We start from the raw sequence: 22,739 nt of genomic DNA on the forward strand, positions 1-22,739 counted from the left end.
CATTTAATATTGATAAGCTTGTTCGAATAATTTACGCCAAGCATCAATTATTTTATAATGTTTTTCGCCTACTTTTTTTATCATTGTTACACCTGTAACATTAGCGGTAAGTAAGGCATCAGCATCAAGTAAATCAACTTTCCTTGCGGTAACTTTTCTTACTTTATACCCTTTACTTTCTAGGTAAACAATAATGTTTTTCCTACCAATTCCAGAAACGCAACCTACACATACTTTAGGAGTGTAAATCACTTTATCTTTAACCCAAAATACATTTCCACTAATTGTTTCGGCAACATATCCTTCGTAATTAAAAAGAATAAGGTCGTCTAATTCTCTTTTCTTCTTCTCTAACCCCGCAAAAGTGTAGGTAAGAGAAGAAAGCGTTTTACAGAACGAAACGGGCGTGATTGGAACTTTTATAGATTCAGCAAAGTCGACATTAAGAGCATTTGTCTCTAATTTAGGTTCAAATGGAATAATGCTAATCATAAAATTACTTTCAGTACCAGAAGGGGTATATAGGCCACCTTCTTTTCTCCAAAGCATTAATTTTATGCGACATTCACCTTCAATATTATTTTTCTTTTTAAGCGATTTTACCACTTGAAAATAATATTCAGGATCAAGAAGTTCGTCTGTTAAATCAAGTTGTAATTCTTTAGCACCTCGTTTTAATCTGTCTATATGATCTTTAATAAAACGAATATGCCCAGAATAAGTAATCATTGTTTCGAAGATACCATCACCATATTGAAGTCCTCTATCATTTATTGATAGGGGTGTTTTTGTTGATTTAGTAACTTCATTATTATATAAGATGTAGCTCATCTTTTATCTCATTTATTACATCTTTATTCTAGATAGTTCACGGCTCTGATCTTTATTTTTAAGATCATTACGCTTATCAAATAGCTTTTTACCTCTACATAAGGCAACTTCAATTTTAGCTAATCCTCTATCATTTATAAAAAGTTGAGTAGGAATGATTGTATAACCATTCTCTTTTACTTTTTTATCTAATTTAGTAAGTTCTTTTCTATTTAATAGCAACTTTCTATCTGCTTTTGCAATATGGTTATTAAAACCACCCATCTCATAAGGTGCAATATGCATTGAACGAATAATTAATTCGTCGCCAATAAAAACACAAAAAGCATCTGCTAAACTTACTTTTTGCATTCTTATAGATTTAATTTCAGAACCTTTTAAAGATACACCAGCAACAAATTTTTCAATAAATTCGTACTCGTGAGATGCTTTTCTGTTCTTAATTTTAACCTTCTGTTTTATATCTAATTTATTTCCAGCCATTTTAATTTTCTTTAAATACTGATCGCATCACCTTTTAAAATAGGGAGAACATTACAAGAATCTTCAGTAGCACAATACGCTAAATCTGATTTAGCTTTTAAGCCACTAAGTCTCTTTGCATGAGACGCATTTTCTTGAATCACTTTATCCACATTACCATTAGCTGCACGGTATTGTGTAAGTGCCATGAAAGAAGCATCGTCTATAATTTCTCCTTTATCAATAATACGATCAATTAATGCACCAGCAAATAAGGTATCTTCTAAGCTAGGATTACCTTTCCATCCAGCGCAAATAATTGCAATATCTTTTCCTTGTTTTAATATATAATCTGCTACTGTACTTACATTTAACATGGCACCAATTACAACCTGATCGGCACTTTTTCTAGCTTCTGTAATAGCAACAGTACCGTTGGTTGTTGTCATGCAAATATCTTTACCATGGTATTCTTCTCTCATATGTTCAAAAGGAGAATTGCCAATTGTAAACTCTTCAACCTTAACACCACCACGTTCACCTGCAGTAACAAAGCCTTTTTCGGCATAGACTAAAGCCTCTTGTACTGTCATTACAGGAATGACACTTTTTATACCAGCATGTAAACCAGCTACCATACATGAAGTAGCTCTAAGTACATCTGTTACAACAGCAATCTTACCTTCCAATTTATGTAAGGAGATTAATTCGGGGGTGAGACAAGTCTCTATTTTCATAACTTAGTTAACCGATATAACGCTTTTGAAAAGCAACTGCTTCTTGGAATTTATCTTCGTTAATCGAAGGTCGAAAAGCGGGCAAATCTGTAAGCGCTTGTATTAAATATTCTGTGGCGAGGTTACCCGTTAAATCATCTTTAGCCATTGGGCAGCCACCAAGACCACCAATAGCAGTGTCTATTCTAAGGCAACCGGCTTCTAAAGATGCTTTAGCAAGATCAAACGCCATATTAGGATTACAGTGCAAATGTACACCCAATTCAGTGTTCGGCAATATTTTTGATGCTTTTTCGAACAAATCTTGAATATCTTTTACACTTGCTTTCCCTATAGTATCTGCAAAAGAGATAATTTTTACACCCATCTCCTTTAAATCTAGCGCCATTTTTAATACTTTATCAAAAGAAATATCCTCATTATAAGGGTTTCCGAAGCTCATAGATAAGTAAACGACAGGTTCTTTATTGTTCTCTTTGCAAATACTAATTATATCTTTCAACATTAATTTAGCTTCGCTGATAGACTTTTTCGTATTTCTCTGCTGAAATGTTTCTGATACTGATAAAGGAAATCCTAAATAAGTTATTTCATCATATTTAGCAGCTTCTTCAGCACCTCTTTTATTTACAACAATGGCTAATAATTTAGTTGCTGATTTATTAAGGTTAAGCCCTGCTAAAACTTCCTTGGTATCCTTCATCTGAGGGATTGCTTTTGGAGATACAAAACTACCAAAATCTAGTGTATCAAATCCCACTTCTAATAATAAGTTAAGATACTCTATTTTAGTTTGAGTTGGAATGAAGTTAGATAAGCCTTGCATCGCATCTCTTGGACACTCTATAATTTTTATCATTATTTTTTTACTGATTTATCAATTTTATTCTTGAGGTGATTTTGGAATAGCCATTCACCAACAAAACACAAAGTGAATATTAAAAATGCTGTTAGAATTCCTTCTAAATTATTCTTTGATTGTTGAATAGTTAAGATAAAGAATGCTGCAAAACAACAGATAAAACCAATTAGTGTGATGACTTTATTAGCACCAACATCTTTTGCTTTTTTAAAGGCGATATAATTTACTATACCAAAAATAATAAGGAAACCAGCACTGCCAGAAGTGGATATACTTTCTAAATCAATACTGTTGGCAATCACTAAAGATAAAATGGCAATAATAAACAACCCAAAAGGTTTGCCCCATAAAGATCTTGTAAACTCTGTTGGTAACTCATTATAAACGGCAACCTCATGGTTTACTCGACTACCTCCTAATAGTGTTGCATTAATTGCAGAGAATGTAGAGATCATTGCAGCAATAGAAATTATTGTAAAACCAACTTGTCCAAATTTAGGTTTTGCAGCTTCTGCTAAAACATATTCTGCAGCTTTACCAATAGATGTAAAATCCAATGAACCTACAGTTACAATGGCAATAGCAATATATAAACAGATAACAAAAATTACTGATCCATAATAGGCTCTAGGAATATTAATCTTTGGTTTATCTATGTCTGGGGCTGAGTTAGCAATTAACTCAAAGCCTTCGTAAGCAACAAAAATAACCATACCGCCCGCAATTAATTGTAAAGGACTTTCCCAATTTTCTGGATTCAGTTGTTGGAAGTTTGGATTATCTGTAATTCCCCAAAATCCTGCAGCTACAAATGCTAAAAGAATTACTAGCTTAATAATTACGGCGAATGCCTCTACTTCGCCAACAACTTTTATACTGTAGTAATTTATAAATGTTGAAATGATTATTATCCCAGATAAAAATATATGTTGATCTATCACTACATTTCCAGTAATCTGAAATAGACTAGAAGCGTATGCACCAAAAGCAGAAGAATAGAGTGATAGCATAATTATATAACTTACCCAAAGCATATTATTGAGTCCGCCACTAAAAACGGAGTAACCAAACCCTTCGTTAATAAAGCGAACAGTTCCTCCCTCATCAGGATAAGCAACAGATAATTTTGCATAAGAATAGGCCGTCATAAGGGCAATCATACCTGCTACAAAAAATGAAATAGGTACACCACCTTTTGCTAAGGTTACTGATAGCCCTAAGACAGCGAATATTCCACCGCCAACCATGCCACCTATTCCAATTGAAATAGCATCTTTTAAACTTATTTTCGACTTGTCCTCCATTATGATTTTTTCTGGGTTAATTAAATTGAATTGATATCTAATATAGATATAAAATATAGCTTTGTATATTATCTAGGAGGATTTAGTTTTTTATTTTTTAGTTGAAATGGTTCAAAATTTAAACTGATGATTATCTTTTTGTAGAATAAAGCACTTTTAAAAATAAGATTTTATATTCTATAGATACTTGCTACAAAAAGGAAGGTTTGTTTGTGTCAGTTAGATATGCAAATTGTATATTTGTAATTTAAATACTAAAAGCAAGAACTAATAATAGCAAACAATGGCTTACTTAGAAGTTAACAACCAAGAACTATTCTATGCAGATCATGGCGATAAATCTGCACCTCCAATATTATTCTTACACGGTTTTTTAATGAATTCAGAGATGTTTGATGCTCAAGTAGCCTTTCTTTCATCAAATTATAGAGTGATTACTATAGATGCTCGTGCATTTGGTAAAACAAAGTGGGACGGGGAGCCATTTTCATTATATGATTTAGTAGATGATGCAATTTCATTATTAGATCATTTAAGTATAGAAAAGGTAATTCTAGCAGGTATGTCTCAAGGAGGATATGTTGCATTAAGAGCTGCGTTAAAATATAAGCATAGAATAAATGGTTTGGTATTAATTAGTACCTCTGCAGTTGTAGACCCGATTACTGTAAAAGACATTTATACAGAATCTAGAGATGTTTGGGTAAATAATGGTTTAGTACCTCCTTTACATGAAGGCTTAATGACGGGTATTATAGGCCCTAAAGTAAAATATAAAATGTATTGGGATAAATGGACTCCTGAATGGAAAAAAAGAACAGGAGAAGAAATTTATCATGCCATGAACGCTTTGATTAATAGAGATGATATAGAAGAATTTATTAAAGAAATTGATGTGCCTTCTTTAATAATTCATGGAGACGCCGATCAAGGTATACCTTATGAAGCTGGTTTGTTTTTACACAATACGTTACAAAAATCTATTGGGATGATTAGTATTGAAGGTGGATGCCATGCTTCTATTATGACACACGCAGATTCAGTAAATGCTAGCTTGCTCTATTATTTAGAAAATGATTTTACGAAAACAAGGGAGTCAAGTAGATATTAAATTGCGATCAATAAATTACAAAAGTGATTTAAACAATATTCTATCCTTTATTTAATTTTACGTTGATTGGATTAGAAATTACCAAAAAAAAATGGCTGTCTCACTATTAAAGTAAGACAGCCATTTATATATATGATCTTGAAATGAATCAAGTAGCTATAAATCAAAAGGTGTATAAGTGATTTATTAAATTACACCATAAGCTAAAAGTGCATCAGCAACTTTTACAAAGCCACCAATGTTAGCTCCTTTTACGTAATCTACCCAATCTTCTTCTTGACCGTATTTAAGGCATTTCTTATGAATTTTCTTCATAATATCTTGAAGTTTTTCATCAACCTCTTCAAAACTCCATTGTAAACGCATAGAGTTTTGCGTCATTTCCAATCCAGAAATAGCAACACCACCAGCATTGGCAGCTTTACCAGGACCGTACATAATTTGATGTTTCTCAAAGATTTTAACAGCACCAATAGTAGATGGCATGTTTGCTCCTTCGCAAACAAGTATACAACCATTTGCTATTAATTTTTCAGCATCTTTATCGTCTAACTCATTTTGAGTAGCTGAAGGGAATGCTAAATCTGCCTTAATACTCCATGGTCTATCACCTTCATGGTAAGAAGACCCTTCATACTTAGCGACATACTCTGCAAGAGAAGTACGTTTTACATTCTTCAAGTCTTGAATATAAGCTAATTTTTCTTTGTCAATACCGTTAGGATCGTGTAAAAATCCACCACGGTCAGACATAGTAATTACTTTAGCACCTAATTGTGTAAGTTTCTCTACAGTATATTGAGCAACGTTACCAGAACCAGAAACAATAGCCACTTTATTATCGAAGCCATCATTACGTACTGCTAACATTTCTTTAGCAAAATATACAGATCCATATCCAGTAGCTTCAGTTCTTGCATTAGAACCTCCAAAAGCTAAGTTTTTACCTGTAAGTACACCTGTAAATTCATTTTTGATTCTACGGTATTGACCATACATAAAACTTACTTCTCTACCACCAACACCAATATCACCAGCAGGAACGTCAGTGTCTTTACCGATATGTCTGTAAAGTTCTGTCATAAATGCTTGACAGAAACGCATTATTTCGTTGTCAGTTTTTCCTTTCGGGTTAAAATCTGACCCACCTTTAGCACCACCCATAGGTAGAGTAGTTAAAGAATTCTTAAGTACTTGTTCAAAGCCTAAGAATTTTAGTGTACCTAAAGTCACAGATTTATCAAAACGTAAACCACCTTTATAAGGACCGATAGCACCATTAAATTGTACACGGTATCCACGGTTTACACGGATATTACCTTCATCATCTTGCCAAGTAACTCGGAAACTGATAACTCTATCAGGTTCAGTCATTCTTTCTAAGATAGAAGCATCAAGGTATTTTTGATTTTCATTGATGAAAGGGATTAATTTTTCAGCAACTTCTTCCACAGCTTGGTGGAATTCTGGTTGCCCAGGGTTTCTACGTACGAGACCCTGCATGAAGCTATTTAATTCGAGCTCTTGCATTTGATTTTTAACGAGGTTAGTGTTTTTATTTATGTTTATTGTGGATTATCAATCAGATAATCTATGTGTTTCGTCCTTATTTGTCTAAATCAACCTTACAAGATAATAATGTGATATCATCTGCATAAGCCTGGTGACCTTTAAATGTGTTTAATAATGCAATTAGATTTTTGTGCATTTCTTTCTGATTACAGTTAAGATTTGCAAGTAAAAATTCTTCTAATTTATCATCACCCAATTCTTCATCTTCATCATTGTATGTTTCTGTAAAACCATCTGTGAATCCGAATACGAAGAACTTACGCAAGTTATTAATTTCTCCGACTTCTAAAAAGGGTAATTTAGTGAATGATCCTAAAATTGTTGTCCCAGTTTCTAATCTAGAGAATTCGCCATTTACTACAAGAAATGGAGGATTGTGCCCTGCATTAATAAACTTTATTGTCTGGTTCTTTTTAGAATATTCCAAAAAGAAAGCAGTAATGAAATTTTCTCCCTGTGCACTTTCTAAGATTTGAGTATTTGCTTCATGTACAATACTTTCTAAATCCATACCTCTTCTAGCCAAGGCTCTAATTGTTCCTTGGAAATTAGACATAAGTATAGCAGCAGGAACGCCTTTACCAGAAACATCTGCAATAGACATTAAAAATTTATCGTCAGACATCTGGATAAAATCGTAATAATCTCCGCCTATAGAATGGTGAGGCATATAACTGGCATGAACAGAGACAGGTACATTATCACCATAAGGTAGTTTTTTTGGGAAAAGCATTTCTTGAACATGAGAGGCTATTTCTAATTGCTTCTTTGTTTCCTTTTGCTTTTCTTCTTTACGAGCTAATTTCTTATTTTCAATAGCAACAAGAATAATGTTACTAAGAGCCTCAGCAAACCCAGTATCTCTTAAATCGCTTAAATGTTTTTCTTCTGCAAACCCTACTAATGCGTAAGCTAAAATTTCATTTTTATGCTTAATAGGCATTATAGATTCAAATTGTTCAAATCCAGAAGGGTGATTTTTTATTTTTGATAGCTTTTTATATTCTTCAAAAGCCTTAGGGAATCGTTCAGTAAGATCATGGTCATGGTTACCATGGTTTACCTCTCTAACAAGCTCATCTTTGTCTTCATTAAAAACAAATAAAACTAGGTTAGTAATACTAGGGTTTGACGTTAAAGTCAATTTATAAATCGTATATAAGTCTTCTTCAGACTGATTGGCGTTAATTGCACTTATGGTTTCAAAAAGAGACCCTAATTGCATTTGCTTAAGCATTAATTGCTTTTCTGTTGAATTCGCCATGTTATTAAATAAGTATCTTTAATTATTTGTTTTTGAATGAGGATCATAAGCATCTCTCAATCCATTACCGATTAAATTAAAAGCCAATACGGTGAGACTAATAGCAAGACACGGGAAAATAATTAAATGCCAGTGTCCGGTTGGTGTTAATTCTGTTAAACCGTCTTTAATCATAGTACCCCAAGATGGCATAGATGGAGGGCCACCTAAACCTAAGAAACTTAACCCAGCTTCAATTAAAATTGCTGATGCAAAATTAGAAGCACAGATAACTGCTAAAGGCCCTAATATATTTGGTAAAATATGGTGTATTATGATACGGTAATTTGAAAAACCTAATGCTTTTGTCGCCTCAATATAATCTTTTTGTTTAATCGATAGAATTTGACCACGCACAACACGTGCAACTTCTACCCACATTGTTAAACCTACTGCTACAAACGTAACCCAGATTCCTTCACTTTGTAATGCCAACCTAACAGCCACAACCAACATAATAGCAGGTATAGACCAAGTAATTGTCATTAGCCAAAGTGCTAATTTATCAATATAACCACCAAAGTAGCCACTTAATGATCCCATTAATATACCAATACTTAGGGATATGATCAATGATATAAATCCAATTGTTAGAGATACTCTAGTTCCAAAGATTAATCGGCTCAGCACATCACGTCCAATTTTATCTGTTCCTAGAATAAAAGTTCTTGTTTCAACACATTTATCCCAAAATTCGTCCTCAAGTTTATCTTTATCTATTGTTCTTATTATCTGATTTTCATCTAAATAAGTAATACTCTTAGGTTTTATGATAAAGTTATGAGCTAAGTTTTTACCAAGAACTTCAGAGGGAGATGCATATATAGGTTTAACCACAGATATTAAGGGTAAACTAAGTTTTAGTCTACGAGTGGTTCTAAGCGATCTTTTTTCAAGTCCAGGATATAAAATAAAGAAAACAGAATCCTTGCTTATAGTAGGAGTACCCACAATTGGAATTTCGTGGTATTTACTTTCCTCACCATTAATAAGTTTATCTAAAATAGATGGTGTAGGAACATGTGTATTTTTTCTTTCGCGAATAACATCAACAGTAAAAAATGGTCCTTTTCTTGGAACTTCAAGGAGGCCATCGTTTGCAAAGTTAGAGCCATCGGGCATAATTAAATATCCTAATATGGCAAGACAAGTCATGAGAAATACATAGGCAACAGAAATAACAGCAAGTGTGTTTTTCTTGAACCTTTTCTTCACAAAATGTGTGGGAGATTTATGTATTTCGTAATTTGTCATTAATGATTAAACAATATGTATAGAAAGCTAGATTCTATTGAGAGTTGTGTGCAAAAAGGCCTTTTTTAGAAGCTAAATAATGATATGATGTAAAATTAGTGTCAAAATCCTTAATTTCAATTTCTATTTCATCAGCTGGAGATGAAAAACATCTTACCCAATCTTTTTGAAGCAGTGTTTTAAGTTCTTTGCCTAAAGTAGCTGTTTCAATATTTACCTCTTCTTTTAATGATGAAAAGCTGGTAACAAAGTATAATTCATCAAGAATTTTGTATTGAATTTCAGTCATAAAAAATAGTTCTACTCTAAATTAAAAGTCAAAAATAATAAATTCAATTGATTAAACGCTAAATATTCTGTTCTTCCATGAATACTTCGTGAAAGTAGCTAATAATCCTATAAATATTGCATAAAAAGGATAAAAAAGAGACAGTATTGGAACAGTGTAGAGGAGCGATAAATCATTAAACCATTTTAAAGCAGATTTCATGTAGAATAATTCACTAACCCACCTTAAACAAAGTGCAATTATGAATATATCTGTATGTTCTTTAAAGATGATAACATGAATACCACTTAGATAGAACATTAAGTGAAAAAGAAAGATAAAAACTGCAGTCCATTGCGGTCCTTTATTTTTGTAATGTTTCCATTTACTAGCCCATCGTACTCTCTGATTTATAAAACTAGAAAATGTAGCTGGTGGGGAAGTAGAAACAATAGTATCGTGGTTTTTTAAAAAGACAATTTTAGAAGGATCTTCTTTTGCTAATTGATGCAGAAAGAACTCATCATCTCCCGTTGGTATATGTGCGTGTTCACTGTAATTGTTTTGTTTTAAAAAAGCAGTTCTTTTAAAAGCTAAATTAGCCGCATTACACATATTTGGAGTTTGATTTCTAATAGAAGCTGCTCCCGTAATAATTAAAGATGAAAATTCTACACTCATTAAACGCTCTAATAATGAGTTGTAAGAAAAATGAACAGGGCCAGATATCATCAATGCATTAGTCTTTTGATAGCAATTGACAATACTCTCAATCCATCTTTTAGGTTGAGTACAATCTGCATCTGTGGTAATAATTAAATCAGCGTCTGTATGTTGAATGCCAAATCTTATGGCTTGTTTTTTACCTTGTAGATGATTAGGTAGGTTTAAAACTGTGGATTTCTTTAAAGTATTATTTTCTAATAGTCGATAAGTAGCATCATCAGAATGGTCGTTTATAAAAACAAACGCAACATTTTGGTACGATTGATTACTCAAAGACTTAATCAGCTGATTAATATTATTGGCTTCATTTCTTAAAGCAATAACAACACAGACTGTAGTGTTTTCAAGTACGTTATTAGGTGTATTATCATAATCAAAAGACTGGTTCCACCCATTTGATAAACGTATCAAACCAAAAAAATAAATAACGACAAGGAGTAAAAAGAAAATTTCCAATGCTCAGGTTTTGCTAAATGTATTGTATCATGCAATATTGTAAATACAAAATTGATTTTATCAACTTTAAAAGAAAAATAAAAAATGGCGTTAGAAATAGGACAAGTTGCTCCAGATTTTACAAGTATCGACCAAGACGGAAATGAAATTAAGCTTTCTGATTATCAAGGAAAGAAAGTAGTTTTGTATTTCTATCCAAAAGATATGACACCTGGTTGTACAGCAGAAGCATGTGACCTAAGAGATAATTACGAAAAATTACTTGCAGAAGGGTGGGTTGTTTTAGGAGTAAGTACAGACGCAGCAGAAAGACACCAACGTTTTATTGCTAAATATGAGTTGCCTTTTCCGTTAATAGCAGATGTAGATCATAAAGTCCATGACTTATATGGTACTTGGCAATTAAAGAAAACCTTCGGAAAAGAGTACATGGGGACCGTTAGAACCACTTTTTTAATAGATGAGAAAGGAATTTTAACGGACATTATTAAAAAGGTGAAGACGAAAGAGCATACTAAACAGATAATTAGTTAAGTTTGCACTTGGAAAAATAAATGAGAATCGAATCTCATCAATATATAATACAATAGCTTACATCAAAAAAAGATGGCAGAAGTAGCAGAATTGAAAAGAATAGCGTCTCAAGTTAGACGTGACATCGTTAGAATGGTTAACGGTGCAGGAAACGGTCACCCAGGTGGAGCCCTAGGATGTGCTGATTTATTTGTAGCACTTTACTTTAAGCACATGGAACACAACACTGAGTTCAACATGGATGCAACAGGTGAAGATGTTTTCTATCTTTCAAACGGACATATTTCGGCTGTTTTTTATAGCACGCTTGCAAGAGCTGGATACTTCCCAATTTCAGAGTTAGCTTCTCACAGAAAGCTTAATTCTAGATTGCAAGGTCACCCAACTCCTTATGAGCATTTAGAAGGTGTTCGTATGGCTTCAGGTTCTTTAGGACAAGGTTTATCAGTTGCGGCTGGTACTGCTTTAACTAAGAAAATGAATGGCGATGACAAAATGGTTTATTGCCTAATGGGAGATGGTGAACAACAAGAAGGTCAGGTTTGGGAAGCTGCAATGTATGCTGCTCATAATAAAATTGACAATCTTGTAGGTGTTATAGATTATAATAACCGTCAGATTGATGGTGATGTTTCTGACGTATTAAGCTTGATTGATATCGAAGCGAAATACAAAGCATTCGGATGGGAAACTTTCGTTGCTGATGGAAATGACATGGAGAAATTGGACGCTGCGTTAACTAAAGCAAAAGAGCTTTCTGGTAACGGTAAGCCGATTATGATTATTATGAAAACAGAGATGGGTTTTCCAATCGATTTCATGGTAGGAACTCATAAATGGCATGGTGTTGCTCCAAATGCAGAGCAAACAGAAGCTGCTTTATCTCAGTTAGAAGAAACGTTAGGAGATTATTAATCTTTTAATTAAAAAAAATATTCTAAAGGCAGGTTTACTTCGTGTAAGCCTGCCTTTTTTTGTTTTATAAAGGGATAATGTTGGATTATTTGTGAATATCTAACATAGCTGATTATTAGATACTTATATTGCAATAAGGACTAATTACGTTATCTGTTATGAAACTATCTGATCTTGAACTTACAAATATTAATACCCTAGATGTTGAGGAAAATTATGATGTATTTTACAATTATTCTCCTGACATGCTTCTTTCCGTTGACCCAAAAACACATTGTGTAATCCAATGCAATCAAACGTTATGTGAAACAACTGGGTTTCTAAAAGAAGAGGTAGTGGGAATGAATATTTTTGATTTGTACCACGTTGATTCTCACGAAGCTGTTAAAAAGGCATTTCTAGAATTTTTAGAAGTTGGAGTTGTAAAAAATGCCAATCTTATTGTTAGAAAAAAGAATGGCAAAAAACTATATATACTTCTTAGTGTAATTGCTATTCGTGATGATAACAATGATATTATTTACAGTAATTCATGCTGGCGAGATGTTACACATATAAAGGTGCTAGAGGACTCTTTAAAGGAGACCAATAAGAAGCTAAATCAAAAAGTAAAAGAACTGGGGAATAAAAATAAGGAGCTTGAACAGTTTGCTTATGTTGTTTCTCACGATTTAAAAACACCTCTAAGAAATATTGATGGAATGTTATCAATCATCAAATCTGAATGCAAAGGGGTAGTAGACTCTAAATGGGAGTGCTATTTTACATACATCACAGAAAGTGCGGGTAGAATGGGACGACTTATAGATACTGTACTTGAGTTTAGTCAGATTGGAATCAAAAGTAAAAAAGAAGAAATAGATACTGATTTAATTATAGACAATGTTCTTGATGATTTTAAGTTATCTATTGAAGATAAAAAAGTACAGATTTTTAGGAGCAAGTTGCCTAAGTTATCTGGGTATGCGATTGAATTTCATATGCTAATGCAAAACTTAATTGGCAATGCGATTAAGTTTCATAGAGAGAATACTAATTCTATCATAAAGATTTCTTGTGATGAAGAACGTGATCAATATTGTTTTACAGTAAAAGACAATGGCATTGGTATTAATAAGGATAACCATCAAAAGATATTCTCTATATTTAATAGAATCAGTGAGCAATATAAAGGAACGGGAATTGGCTTGGCACAATGTAAAAAGATTGTAAAACTCCATGGAGGAGTTATTTGGATTGAAGAAAACGAACAATTTGGCTCCACTTTTAATTTTACTATCCCAAAAGAACTTAATTAGTTTTTCAACTAAATAAAAAATCATAGAACTATACACATCATATTAAAATAAAACCGTTTATTTTTGCATTCGGAAAAACGAAAATTATATGGCAAAGAGAAAAACGGTTTTAAGAGTAGATGGGTTTTCAAAATCCTATGAAAAAGGAAAGTTAGCTGTTGATAACCTTTCTTTTGATGTGAAAGAGGGTGAAGTTTTTGCTCTTATAGGAAGAAGTGGATGTGGTAAAACAACTACACTAAAATTATTGTCAGGTCAGATGCGCCCAGATAAGGGAGAAGCTTATGTTGATGGAGAACGTATTCTTGGACCTCATGAAAGATTATTAGCAGGACATGATAAAATTGCTTTAGTAGAGCAAGATTATAATCTTTTTAATCATCAGACGGTTTCTGATAATATTAAATACCCAATTAGAAGGTCTAGCAAAGAATACCAAGAATATAGATTAAAAGAATTACTACGTATTTGTCAGTTAGAAGAATATGCAGAAACTCGTCCGAAAGAACTCTCTGGAGGGCAAAAACAACGTGTAGCTATTGCAAGAGCTATTGCAGACGAACCACCCGTTTTATTATTAGACGAACCATTTTCTCATTTAGATATGGCACTACGAAGTGACCTAAGAAGAATGGTGAAAAATATTGCGGTAGAAGCAAATATCTGTGTCGTTTTTGTAACACATGATACACATGATGCCTTGGCGATGTCTGATAGAATTGGTGTTATGTCAAAGGGACATTTATTACAAATAGCAACGCCTAACGAAATTTATACAAAACCTTTAAATAAATACGCTGCTCATTTCTTTCCACATTGTAACGTCTTAAATCAAGAAGAATTGAAAAAGATGGATGTTGAAAGAGAAAACGGACTTTATATGGCTCGCCCTGAGTGGTTAAAGGTTATTGATAAGGAAGTGAAAAATCATACAGCAAAATTAGTCCACGTAGATTACTTTGGTAACGCAAGTTATGGAGAATGGGAAATCGAAGACGGACTAAGGTTATGGGTACATCACGATAGTTTTTATAATTATGAAATAGGCGAAACCAAAAGTGTAGTCTTAATAGAAGGTACAGATTGGTGGAAACTTGAGGATTAAAACTTACTAACAAACTTATATCGTCAAAAGAATGAGAAACAACTTAATTTTATTTGTACTAACAATCTTCGTTTTTTCTAGTTGTTCTGATCATACAAATCAAAAGACTGGAGAAAGTAATGCATTAATTACAAAATGGAGAGGTGTTATTAAGAATGATCATCAAAAAGAAGTTCCTTTTTATTTTACAATCCAAGGTGAAGGTAAAGAGCAAATATGGACTTTAATTAATGGTGAGGAACGTATGGAAATGGATCAACCTTATTACGAGGGAGATTCCTTACATGTTCCATTACTAATTTATGAAGCAGAGCTTGTAGTGAAAGAAAATGATACTACTGTAACTGGAGAATTTGTTAGAAATGGTGCATACAGATTACCTTTTGAAGCCATAAAAGGGAATGCACAAAGATTCAGCAAAAACCAAAAAGCAGCTTCAAATATATCTGGTACATATGCTGTTAAGTTAGGGAAAACAGATGCTATTGGTTTATTTAATCAGCACGAAAATTATTTAACGGGAACATTCCTTACCTCAACAGGAGATTACCGTTATCTAGAAGGTAAAATAGCTGATAATAAACTCTTTTTATCTTCTTTTGATGGAATGCATATTCTTTTATTTGAAGCAGATATTGATGGAGACAAGCTTGTAAATGGTAAAATGTGGTCGGGTAAATCAGCCAACAAAGAATGGAATGGTGTAGCTGATAAAGAAGCAAAACTGCCAGATGCAAACAAATTAACCTTTTTGAAGAAAGGCTATGATAAATTTGCGTTCTCATTTAAAAATCAGAAAGGAGAAACGATTTCATTAACAGATAAAAGATACAAAGGTAAAGTTGTAGTCGTTCAGATTATGGGTTCTTGGTGTCCAAACTGTTTAGATGAATCTAAGTTTTTTTCGCCTTTATATGATAGGAAAAAAGAGGAAGGTTTAGAAGTAATTGGTCTTTCTTTTGAAAGATCTTCTGACCCAGAAAAAGCATATAAAAGAATTAATAGTCTTAAAAAACGACTTGATATAAATTATGAGGTTGTGTATGCTGGTACAACTAAACAGGCGGCTTCAGCATTGCCAATGCTAAATCATATTATGTCTTTCCCAACATCTATTATTGTAGATAGAAAAGGGGAGGTGCAATTAATTCATACTGGGTTTAACGGACCAAGTACGGGGCATTATTATGAGGATTATGTTTCTGAAACAACCTCATTAATCAATAATTTACTTAAAGAGCCAAACTAGTTTTTCTAAACAGAGAAACATAATATAGAAACGAGTGATAGTATTAACTGCTTTCATTCGTTTTTTTATGAAGATCATTCAATATTCTCTACCTTGAACTTTGTTGTGTAAAATCTCTTAATATTTATAGAGATTATAGTAATCGCAATTTAATAATTCACGAAATTTGAAGCATGTTAGCATCAAGCTTTACGAAAGATAAAATAGAAGCAGGATTAGACGAAGCAGGACGAGGATGTCTTGCTGGGCCTGTAGTAGCGGCAGCTGTAATTTTGCCAAAAGATTTCATACACCCAGATTTAGATGATTCAAAAAAGATATCAGCTAAAAAACGTATGCTATTGCGTGAGGTAGTGTTGGAAAATGCATTGGCTTATGCAGTTGTAGAAGTACAGGCAGAAGAAATTGATAAAATTAATATACTTCAAGCTTCTTTTACAGCTATGCATAGATGTATAGATAAATTAAAAATAAAACCAGAACTATTGTTGATTGATGGCAATAGATTTAGACCATACGATGGAATTCCAGATGAATGTATAGTTAAAGGCGACGGTAAATTTTTAAGTATTGCAGCAGCCTCTATTTTAGCAAAAACACATAGGGATATGCTGATGGAAAAGCTTTCTGAGGATTTCCCAGAATATGGATGGGAAAGAAATGCAGGTTACCCGACCAAAGCACATAGAGCAGCGATAGCTAAATTTGGAACTACGCCTTGGCATAGAACATCTTTTAAGCTTTTACCAGAACAAAAAACAATTGATTTTTAAATGAAATTAGCAAGGTTATTCTTCTTTTTTGTAATTGGTATATTGTTTATTCAATGTAAAAACCCAACACCTTATGGAGACCTTTATGTTCAAGTTAGAGATGAACAAGGTAATGCTGTAGTTGATGGGGTAGTAACACTTTATGGATCTTTAATAGATTTTGAAAATCAAACGAATAAACTTTTACCACCTTCAAAAACTGATGAAAATGGATTAGCATTTTTCCTGAATTTATCTGCTGGTACGTATTATATAGCTGCTGAATATGAAGATAAAGAAACAGGAAATAAGAAAAATAATTTTCTAGTTGATACCGAAATAAATGTTGTCTCCACAGAAATAGGATATCGAAATTCTATAACTGTTATTATTTGGGATTCATTTTTATCAAACCTTACCTCTTCAACAGGTAAACAATGGGAAATTAATAGAATTGTAGATGTTCAATCTGGAGATACTGTGGCTATTGAAGAATGTCTAAAAGACGATTTAATGGTTTTTTATACAAATGGTGTATTTGAATATATCAGTACAGATATTAATTGTAATGAAGAAATTGATGATAACTTCACGGGTAATTTTGCCCCTGTAAGTAACGGTTCTTTTATTGTAATTACAGATGAACTAGGAAAAACACGGTATGGATTATACATTATATCTGTAACGTCGTCACAAATGATAACACATTATGGGGATAATTTTATTTACTATAATAATGTCCTTTAATATTATAAAAATACGAAAATGAATATTGGTGATAAAGTGAGAAGCCTCCATGATGCAATGGAAGGTATAGTAGTTAGTTTTAAGAAAAATAGTATTGTAGAGGTAGAAGTAGAAGACGGTTTTAGAATGGATTTCCTTTCTAAAGATTTAGCAATAGTATCTAATGTTGAATCTAAAGAATTTGGAAGTGTTGAAGAAGAAGACCGTATAGTCTCTGTTACACAAAAGAAAAAGTATAAAGATAGACCTAAAGCGGCATTACCATTAATTTCTGAAAGAGGAGTATTTATTGCTTTTGTACATCAGAACGATAAAATATTAGATGTTTACGTTTCTAATAATTCGGATTTAACAATACCATTTGTTCTAGGGTCTGAGAGAAAAGGTGATTATAAAGGTATTTTTACATCTACATTAGTGCCTAGATCACAGGTTAAGGTAGACCAAGTAACACTACAAAATTTTGAAGAGTGGCCTGCACTTATCTTTCAAGCTTTATTCTTCTATCCGGGAGCTAGTGTAAATCATGAACCATTAGTAAAAAAGCTTCGATTTAAAGCATCAACATTCTTTAATAATAAGAAAGAAGTACCTGGAATGAACAAAGAAGGGTACCTGTTTCAATTAGATATTAAAGCGCTTGAAGCTGTAGATGCATCAAAATTAAAAGATGGTATCCTAGAGAAAAAAGAAGTTGCACAAGTAGCAGAAAAGGTTGTTCAGAAGCCGGCATCAGAGATTGATCTTCATGCAGAAGTATTAGGTTTAGACCCTAATATGGGGAACTCTACATTAAGTATGCAAGTATTACACTTTGAAAAAGAATTAGATGCTGCAATCGTAAACGGAATGGATCATATTACTTTTATTCATGGTATTGGTAGTGGTAAGTTAAAAAACGAAATTCAAAAAAGGCTATCAAAGCATTCTGATGTTGAATATTTTGAAGATGCTAGAAAAGAGAAGTTTGGTTACGGTGCAACATTCGTTAAAATAAAGTAATGAATATTAGGTTAGTCTTTGGTATTGTTTTAACAGGCATTGCTGTTCTTCTTTACGGTGTAGGTAAACCTAAACTGTCTAAAGAGAAGAATTATTTAGACAAAGCAGAAGTGAATGAAGAGCAATTTGTTATTTTTAATGGAATAATAGATTCTTCTAACATTCCATTAGAACAATTTTTAGTAGTTGCTTCTAAAGAAGAATTTACGGGTGCAGGTAAACATAGAGGTTTTAAACCTGTAGAGCAAAAACTACAACCTGTAACTATAAATAAAGGTACTGATACTTTACTGTTTGAAGAAGCACCTTATAGAGGGGAGATGATTGCTCATATTCTTTTAGATGAAGTGACCTCTTCTAATTCTCCAATTCAATGGCAGGGTATAAAGCAAGGTACTCCACTTGTAGGAATCGGCAAAAGAGAAAACAAACATATTAATGTGATGTATAGCTATGCAGGTGCTTATAGCGATTATGTTGAGCTCTTAACGTATGGAAGTAGGTTGCTTACTCAAATATGTTTTGGTTTAGGTATTGTAGGATTACCTTTACTTATTTGGGGTTTTATTAAAAAATAAATACTCTAAATGATTCTTGAAGGCATCTTTATGTAAAAGTAAAGATGCCTTTTTGTTTTTGCTACTTTAAATAAAAGTTAACAGTGTTGTGTGTTGAATTTTATATTTACAGATGTTTAAAATTAGAGGTTTTTTTTAATAGATTTTTTTAAGTGATTTTGATGTTATTTGATGTGGAAAATGTATTGACTTTTCCCTTATTACTATCTGTAACTCTCTTTTTATCAGCTGTTTTGTTCTGTAATTGTGAAACAATGTAGTATTCGAAGTGAATTAATGTGTGTAATATTTACGATTCATAATTTTTCATTTATTTAAGAACTCTTTAATCTTGTAATGTGATCACAAACTAATTGAAATGAAATTCAAATAAAGTTGAACCTTTATGAAGCAAAACCTAAATCAAGTGATTTAATAAAACAATTAAGAATGAAATAAACTTTTCAACTCTTCTCTTATAAAAAGCACCGCCTAATAAAATACACTTCAATTAAGGTGCATATAGAATGGGAATATCAGCTTACTCTTACTGGTATCAAAGCAATCTAAATAGGAACTCTATTTAGGAAATTTATTACTCTTTTTTCAAAAATAACAATGCTAAGCAAATACAATATTAAAAGTAGCATGTGGCTTTTCACATTTACTTTGTTCATGATGGTGCATGCCAATACTTTTGCACAAGACAAGACCTTATCGGGAACAATTTTAGATGGAGAAACATCGACTCCTTTACCTGGAGTAAATGTTCAAGTAAAAGGTACTGTTATAGGTACAGTAACAGACTTTGATGGGAAATTTACACTATCTGTTCCAGAAGAAAGTCAGATTTTAATGTTTTCTTTTATTGGATATAAAACTCAAGAAACACAAATTGGAAGTAAAACTAAATTTTCTATTTCGTTAGAAGTAGATGCAGAACAACTAGAGGAAGTTGTTGTTGTTGGTTATGGTGTTCAAAAGAAAAGCTTAATAACAGGTGCAACAACAAGTGTAGATACAGAACTACTTCAAAATAGATCATCTGGTACATTAACAGATGCAATGGCAGGTATTACTCCAGGGGTGTCGTTAACACCAAATTCAGGTATGCCTGGTGCAGATGCAAAAGTTAGAATACGTGGAGCAGGATCAAATGGTAATTCGGAGCCGTTATATATAATTGATGGTATAAAATCTGGATCAATATCAGACTTAGCTCCAGAAGATATTGAAAGTATTGAAGTATTAAAAGATGCTGCATCTGCTGCTATTTACGGTTCTGAAGGTGGTAATGGTGTTATTTTAGTAACAACGAAAGCAGGTCAAAAAGGGGAAGCAAAAATATCATATAACTTTAGATACGGAATTCAAAGTGCTGATAAGAGGAACTTACCAAAGACATTAAATGCCGATCAATATATTCAGTTTCAAAATGAAATGAATCAGCATAATCCTGGTAATACTCCATTAACGCCAACTGGGTACAATACAAATTGGGTAGATCAAGTAGTAGAAAATGCCCCAATTCAGAGTCATACACTTTCAATGCAAGGAGGTTCAGAAACCACTACTTATTATACTTCTTTAAACTATTATGAACAAGATGGTATTGTAGGTGGAGATAAAGCAAGTTATGATCGTTTAAACGCTCGTTTTAATGTAAAACAACAATTAAAGAAATGGGCAAATTTATCAAGTAATCTTACTTATTCTAGAGAAAATAGGAAATCTCTTACAGATCAAGATGAGTACAGAGGCTTAATGACATCTGCTTTATCTTTAGAACCAACAATTCCTGTTGCTTTTGAACCAGGTAAAGAAAATGCAAATACAATTGCTGGTATCAATAGTGGTTTCCCAATGTACAAAGATGCTCAAGGAAGATATTATTCTACATCAAATCAAGGATTATCAGAATCTACAAACCCATTTGTACAAATGGAATTAGGTAATGGAGGTAAACAACGTGATAAGTTTTTAGGTGTTATGGCATTAGAAATTAAGCCTTTTGAAGGGTTTAGTTTTACATCTAGACCATCTATTGAATGGAATACAGAAAGAGATCATTATTATGATAAACCTTTCTGGTCTGGTGCTGATAATAATAGCAATACTTTAAAAGTGACAGATAATAATACTCGATATTTCCAATGGATGTGGGAGAACTTTGCTACTTATAACAAAACATTTGGAGATCATACAATTGCTGCTACTGTAGGTATGTCTGCACAACAAAGTGAATGGAGAGTATTAAATACTGCTTCGGGACCTATGAATGTGAATGACCCACTTTATAATGAGCATGCATATACAGGAGTTGCAAATAACGATTTAAATTCTTGGACGGATGAGAATAGAATGGTTTCTTATTTTGGTAGAGTATCTTATGATTATAAGAACCGTTATATGCTTACTGCAACGGTAAGGAATGATATGACAAGTACTGCAATGGTACCTTACAAAAATATTTCTGGTGTTTTTCCTTCTTTCTCAGCAGGTTGGAATATCTCTAACGAAGAGTTCTTCCCAGAAGATTTTGTGATCGATTACTTAAAACTAAGAGGTTCTTGGGGACAAAATGGTAGTATAAAATCTATTCCGGGAAGGTATTTATATTCTCCTTCAATGAGAACAGATAGAATTAACCTTGTTGTTCCTGGTAATGATTTGATTTTTGGAGCTGAACCATCTGTTCTACCTAACCCAGATTTAACTTGGGAAACTTCAGAACAAACAAACATTGGTATAGATCTTAATGCATTTGATGGTAAAGTATCTTTTGGCCTAGATTGGTATAGAAAAATTACAAGAGACTTGCTGTCTGTTGCACAAGTTCCTGCATCTGTTGGTAACTGGGCTCCAAGTACAAATTTAGGTGATGTTGAAAATACTGGTGTAGAGGTCGTTTTAGGATACTCTAATCATGATCATGAGTTTCAGTACGGTGTAAATTTAAACTTTGCTACACTTAAAAATAAGGTGATTAAAGTAAATACTCCAGCACCATATATTGCGGGTGCGAATATTGGCCCCGGATGGCAACAAGCAACTGTATTCCAAGAAGGTTATCCAATGTGGTACTTTAGAGGGTATGAAACAGCAGGAGTAAATTCTGATAATGGAGACCCTATTTTTGTAGACAAAGATGGTGATGGTGAAATTACAGATGGAGATAAAACAAATATTGGAGATCCACATCCAGATGTAACGTATGGAGGTCAAATTTTTGCTTCGTACAAAGGGTTTGATTTTAATATGGTAATGCAAGGCCAAGCAGGCTCTCAAGCAGTAATTGGTTGGTTTAGACCAGATAGATTGAAAGCAAATACATTAACTCATTTCTATGACGACCGTTGGACGGAAAGTAATAGAGGAGGATCAATGCCAAGACCTACAACACAATCTGAATTCTATCAATCAGACTTCTTAGTGCAGAGTGCAGATTTCTTTAGAATTAAGCAAATGCAATTTGGGTATACTTTCGAAAAACAATTAATGGAAAAAATTCATGTAGGTGGATTAAGAGTATATGTTTCACTTGATGATTTCTTTACTTTTAATAAATACCCTGGTATGGATCCAATTGCTGGTAATAATGATCCAAATGCACTTGGTATTGACAAAGGAGTATATCCTACACCTCGCAAATTAATGTTCGGACTTAACATTTCGCTTTAATACTTAACGAACT

The 22,739-nt window shown here is 32.9% G+C and carries 21 protein-coding genes; 11 read left to right on the forward strand and 10 right to left on the reverse strand.

All coding sequences use genetic code 11. The features are described 5' to 3' along the window. Positions 1 to 3 precede the first annotated feature (3 nt). From EI427_RS04210 to EI427_RS04230, 5 genes are read right to left on the reverse strand one after another with little or no spacing between them, the layout of a single operon-like run. The gene (locus tag EI427_RS04210) at positions 4 to 831 is read right to left on the reverse strand and encodes an aminotransferase class IV (protein WP_126611956.1); all 828 of its coding nucleotides are present in this window, start codon (positions 829 to 831) and stop codon (positions 4 to 6) included. Positions 832 to 846: 15 nt separating this feature from the next. Then, positions 847 to 1,314 (reverse strand): SsrA-binding protein SmpB, encoded by a 468-nt coding sequence (gene smpB, locus EI427_RS04215; RefSeq protein ID WP_126611958.1) that lies wholly within the window; start codon positions 1,312 to 1,314, stop codon positions 847 to 849. Between the two features lie 11 nt (positions 1,315 to 1,325). After that, on the reverse strand, positions 1,326 to 2,030 hold the full coding sequence (locus EI427_RS04220; protein ID WP_126611960.1) for a 2-phosphosulfolactate phosphatase: 705 nt from the start codon (positions 2,028 to 2,030) through the stop codon (positions 1,326 to 1,328). Between the two features lie 7 nt (positions 2,031 to 2,037). Continuing rightward, positions 2,038 to 2,889, reverse strand: coding sequence for a hydroxymethylglutaryl-CoA lyase (locus EI427_RS04225; RefSeq protein ID WP_126611962.1), 852 nt, complete (start codon positions 2,887 to 2,889; stop codon positions 2,038 to 2,040). Further along, positions 2,889 to 4,196 carry an APC family permease gene (locus EI427_RS04230; protein WP_126611964.1) on the reverse strand — a complete coding sequence of 436 codons (1,308 nt, stop codon included), beginning with the start codon at positions 4,194 to 4,196 and terminating at the stop codon, positions 2,889 to 2,891. The genes EI427_RS04225 and EI427_RS04230 overlap by 1 nt, the downstream gene beginning before the upstream one ends. Positions 4,197 to 4,479: 283 nt before the next feature. Between EI427_RS04230 and EI427_RS04235 the strand changes: the two genes are divergently transcribed. Then, entirely contained in the window at positions 4,480 to 5,307 is an 828-nt protein-coding gene (locus EI427_RS04235) for an alpha/beta fold hydrolase (RefSeq protein ID WP_126611966.1), read from the forward strand. A gap of 186 nt (positions 5,308 to 5,493) precedes the next feature. On the opposite strand, the gene gdhA is transcribed toward EI427_RS04235, so the two are convergent. From gdhA to EI427_RS04260, 5 genes are all read right to left on the reverse strand, one after another. Continuing rightward, positions 5,494 to 6,837 carry an NADP-specific glutamate dehydrogenase gene (gene gdhA, locus EI427_RS04240; protein ID WP_126611968.1) on the reverse strand — a complete coding sequence of 448 codons (1,344 nt, stop codon included), beginning with the start codon at positions 6,835 to 6,837 and terminating at the stop codon, positions 5,494 to 5,496. 76 nt (positions 6,838 to 6,913) lie between these two features. After that, positions 6,914 to 8,143 carry a PP2C family protein-serine/threonine phosphatase gene (locus tag EI427_RS04245; protein WP_126611970.1) on the reverse strand — a complete coding sequence of 410 codons (1,230 nt, stop codon included), beginning with the start codon at positions 8,141 to 8,143 and terminating at the stop codon, positions 6,914 to 6,916. Positions 8,144 to 8,161: 18 nt separating this feature from the next. After that, positions 8,162 to 9,436 (reverse strand): ABC transporter permease, encoded by a 1,275-nt coding sequence (locus EI427_RS04250; protein ID WP_126611972.1) that lies wholly within the window; start codon positions 9,434 to 9,436, stop codon positions 8,162 to 8,164. Between the two features lie 34 nt (positions 9,437 to 9,470). Next, positions 9,471 to 9,725: a helix-turn-helix domain-containing protein gene (locus tag EI427_RS04255; protein ID WP_126611974.1), complete on the reverse strand. Its 255-nt coding sequence runs from the start codon at positions 9,723 to 9,725 to the stop codon at positions 9,471 to 9,473. A 51-nt stretch (positions 9,726 to 9,776) separates the two neighbouring features. Continuing rightward, positions 9,777 to 10,841: a glycosyltransferase gene (locus EI427_RS04260; RefSeq protein WP_170178390.1), complete on the reverse strand. Its 1,065-nt coding sequence runs from the start codon at positions 10,839 to 10,841 to the stop codon at positions 9,777 to 9,779. Between the two features lie 129 nt (positions 10,842 to 10,970). Here EI427_RS04260 and bcp point away from each other — a divergent pair, with 129 nt between their 5' ends. The 10 genes from bcp to EI427_RS04310 all read left to right on the forward strand — a co-directional run bounded on the left by bcp (position 10,971) and on the right by EI427_RS04310 (position 22,726). Beyond that, a complete protein-coding gene (bcp, locus tag EI427_RS04265; protein WP_126611978.1) occupies positions 10,971 to 11,420 on the forward strand; it encodes a thioredoxin-dependent thiol peroxidase in 450 nt (149 codons plus the stop codon). A gap of 72 nt (positions 11,421 to 11,492) precedes the next feature. After that, positions 11,493 to 12,335, forward strand: coding sequence for a transketolase (locus EI427_RS04270; protein ID WP_126611980.1), 843 nt, complete (start codon positions 11,493 to 11,495; stop codon positions 12,333 to 12,335). Between the two features lie 158 nt (positions 12,336 to 12,493). Further along, positions 12,494 to 13,633: a sensor histidine kinase gene (locus EI427_RS04275; RefSeq protein WP_126611982.1), complete on the forward strand. Its 1,140-nt coding sequence runs from the start codon at positions 12,494 to 12,496 to the stop codon at positions 13,631 to 13,633. A gap of 88 nt (positions 13,634 to 13,721) precedes the next feature. Further along, positions 13,722 to 14,738, forward strand: a complete 1,017-nt coding sequence (locus EI427_RS04280; RefSeq protein ID WP_126611984.1) for an ABC transporter ATP-binding protein — start codon at positions 13,722 to 13,724, stop codon at positions 14,736 to 14,738. A gap of 31 nt (positions 14,739 to 14,769) precedes the next feature. Then, complete coding sequence (locus tag EI427_RS04285) at positions 14,770 to 15,987, forward strand: peroxiredoxin family protein (RefSeq protein ID WP_126611986.1); 1,218 nt, start codon at positions 14,770 to 14,772, stop codon at positions 15,985 to 15,987. Between the two features lie 173 nt (positions 15,988 to 16,160). After that, positions 16,161 to 16,760, forward strand: a complete 600-nt coding sequence (locus EI427_RS04290; protein ID WP_126611988.1) for a ribonuclease HII — start codon at positions 16,161 to 16,163, stop codon at positions 16,758 to 16,760. Beyond that, a complete protein-coding gene (locus EI427_RS04295) occupies positions 16,761 to 17,486 on the forward strand; it encodes a carboxypeptidase-like regulatory domain-containing protein (protein WP_126611990.1) in 726 nt (241 codons plus the stop codon). Between the two features lie 18 nt (positions 17,487 to 17,504). Further along, positions 17,505 to 18,488 (forward strand): Smr/MutS family protein, encoded by a 984-nt coding sequence (locus tag EI427_RS04300; RefSeq protein WP_126611992.1) that lies wholly within the window; start codon positions 17,505 to 17,507, stop codon positions 18,486 to 18,488. After that, positions 18,488 to 19,066, forward strand: a complete 579-nt coding sequence (locus tag EI427_RS04305; RefSeq protein ID WP_126611994.1) for a hypothetical protein — start codon at positions 18,488 to 18,490, stop codon at positions 19,064 to 19,066. Before EI427_RS04300 ends, EI427_RS04305 begins: the two co-directional genes overlap by 1 nt. Positions 19,067 to 19,663: 597 nt before the next feature. Then, positions 19,664 to 22,726 carry a SusC/RagA family TonB-linked outer membrane protein gene (locus tag EI427_RS04310; RefSeq protein WP_126611996.1) on the forward strand — a complete coding sequence of 1,021 codons (3,063 nt, stop codon included), beginning with the start codon at positions 19,664 to 19,666 and terminating at the stop codon, positions 22,724 to 22,726. The last annotated feature ends 13 nt before the right edge of the window (positions 22,727 to 22,739 follow it).

The sequence above is a fragment of the Flammeovirga pectinis genome (assembly GCF_003970675.1).
GTDB lineage: Bacteria > Bacteroidota > Bacteroidia > Cytophagales > Flammeovirgaceae > Flammeovirga > Flammeovirga pectinis.

Coding starts and splice junctions, on each gene's coding strand:
- EI427_RS04230 (WP_126611964.1), bottom strand. CDS start 4,196: ATGGAGGACAAGTCGAAAATAAGTTTAAAAGATGCTATTTCAATTGGA.
- EI427_RS04280 (WP_126611984.1), top strand. CDS start 13,722: ATGGCAAAGAGAAAAACGGTTTTAAGAGTAGATGGGTTTTCAAAATCC.
- EI427_RS04310 (WP_126611996.1), top strand. CDS start 19,664: ATGCTAAGCAAATACAATATTAAAAGTAGCATGTGGCTTTTCACATTT.
- EI427_RS04210 (WP_126611956.1), bottom strand. CDS start 831: ATGAGCTACATCTTATATAATAATGAAGTTACTAAATCAACAAAAACA.
- EI427_RS04285 (WP_126611986.1), top strand. CDS start 14,770: ATGAGAAACAACTTAATTTTATTTGTACTAACAATCTTCGTTTTTTCT.
- bcp (WP_126611978.1), top strand. CDS start 10,971: ATGGCGTTAGAAATAGGACAAGTTGCTCCAGATTTTACAAGTATCGAC.
- EI427_RS04270 (WP_126611980.1), top strand. CDS start 11,493: ATGGCAGAAGTAGCAGAATTGAAAAGAATAGCGTCTCAAGTTAGACGT.
- EI427_RS04290 (WP_126611988.1), top strand. CDS start 16,161: ATGTTAGCATCAAGCTTTACGAAAGATAAAATAGAAGCAGGATTAGAC.
- EI427_RS04225 (WP_126611962.1), bottom strand. CDS start 2,889: ATGATAAAAATTATAGAGTGTCCAAGAGATGCGATGCAAGGCTTATCT.
- EI427_RS04305 (WP_126611994.1), top strand. CDS start 18,488: ATGAATATTAGGTTAGTCTTTGGTATTGTTTTAACAGGCATTGCTGTT.
- EI427_RS04220 (WP_126611960.1), bottom strand. CDS start 2,030: ATGAAAATAGAGACTTGTCTCACCCCCGAATTAATCTCCTTACATAAA.
- EI427_RS04245 (WP_126611970.1), bottom strand. CDS start 8,143: ATGGCGAATTCAACAGAAAAGCAATTAATGCTTAAGCAAATGCAATTA.
- gdhA (WP_126611968.1), bottom strand. CDS start 6,837: ATGCAAGAGCTCGAATTAAATAGCTTCATGCAGGGTCTCGTACGTAGA.
- EI427_RS04295 (WP_126611990.1), top strand. CDS start 16,761: ATGAAATTAGCAAGGTTATTCTTCTTTTTTGTAATTGGTATATTGTTT.
- EI427_RS04300 (WP_126611992.1), top strand. CDS start 17,505: ATGAATATTGGTGATAAAGTGAGAAGCCTCCATGATGCAATGGAAGGT.
- EI427_RS04255 (WP_126611974.1), bottom strand. CDS start 9,725: ATGACTGAAATTCAATACAAAATTCTTGATGAATTATACTTTGTTACC.
- EI427_RS04250 (WP_126611972.1), bottom strand. CDS start 9,436: ATGACAAATTACGAAATACATAAATCTCCCACACATTTTGTGAAGAAA.
- EI427_RS04235 (WP_126611966.1), top strand. CDS start 4,480: ATGGCTTACTTAGAAGTTAACAACCAAGAACTATTCTATGCAGATCAT.
- EI427_RS04275 (WP_126611982.1), top strand. CDS start 12,494: ATGAAACTATCTGATCTTGAACTTACAAATATTAATACCCTAGATGTT.
- smpB (WP_126611958.1), bottom strand. CDS start 1,314: ATGGCTGGAAATAAATTAGATATAAAACAGAAGGTTAAAATTAAGAAC.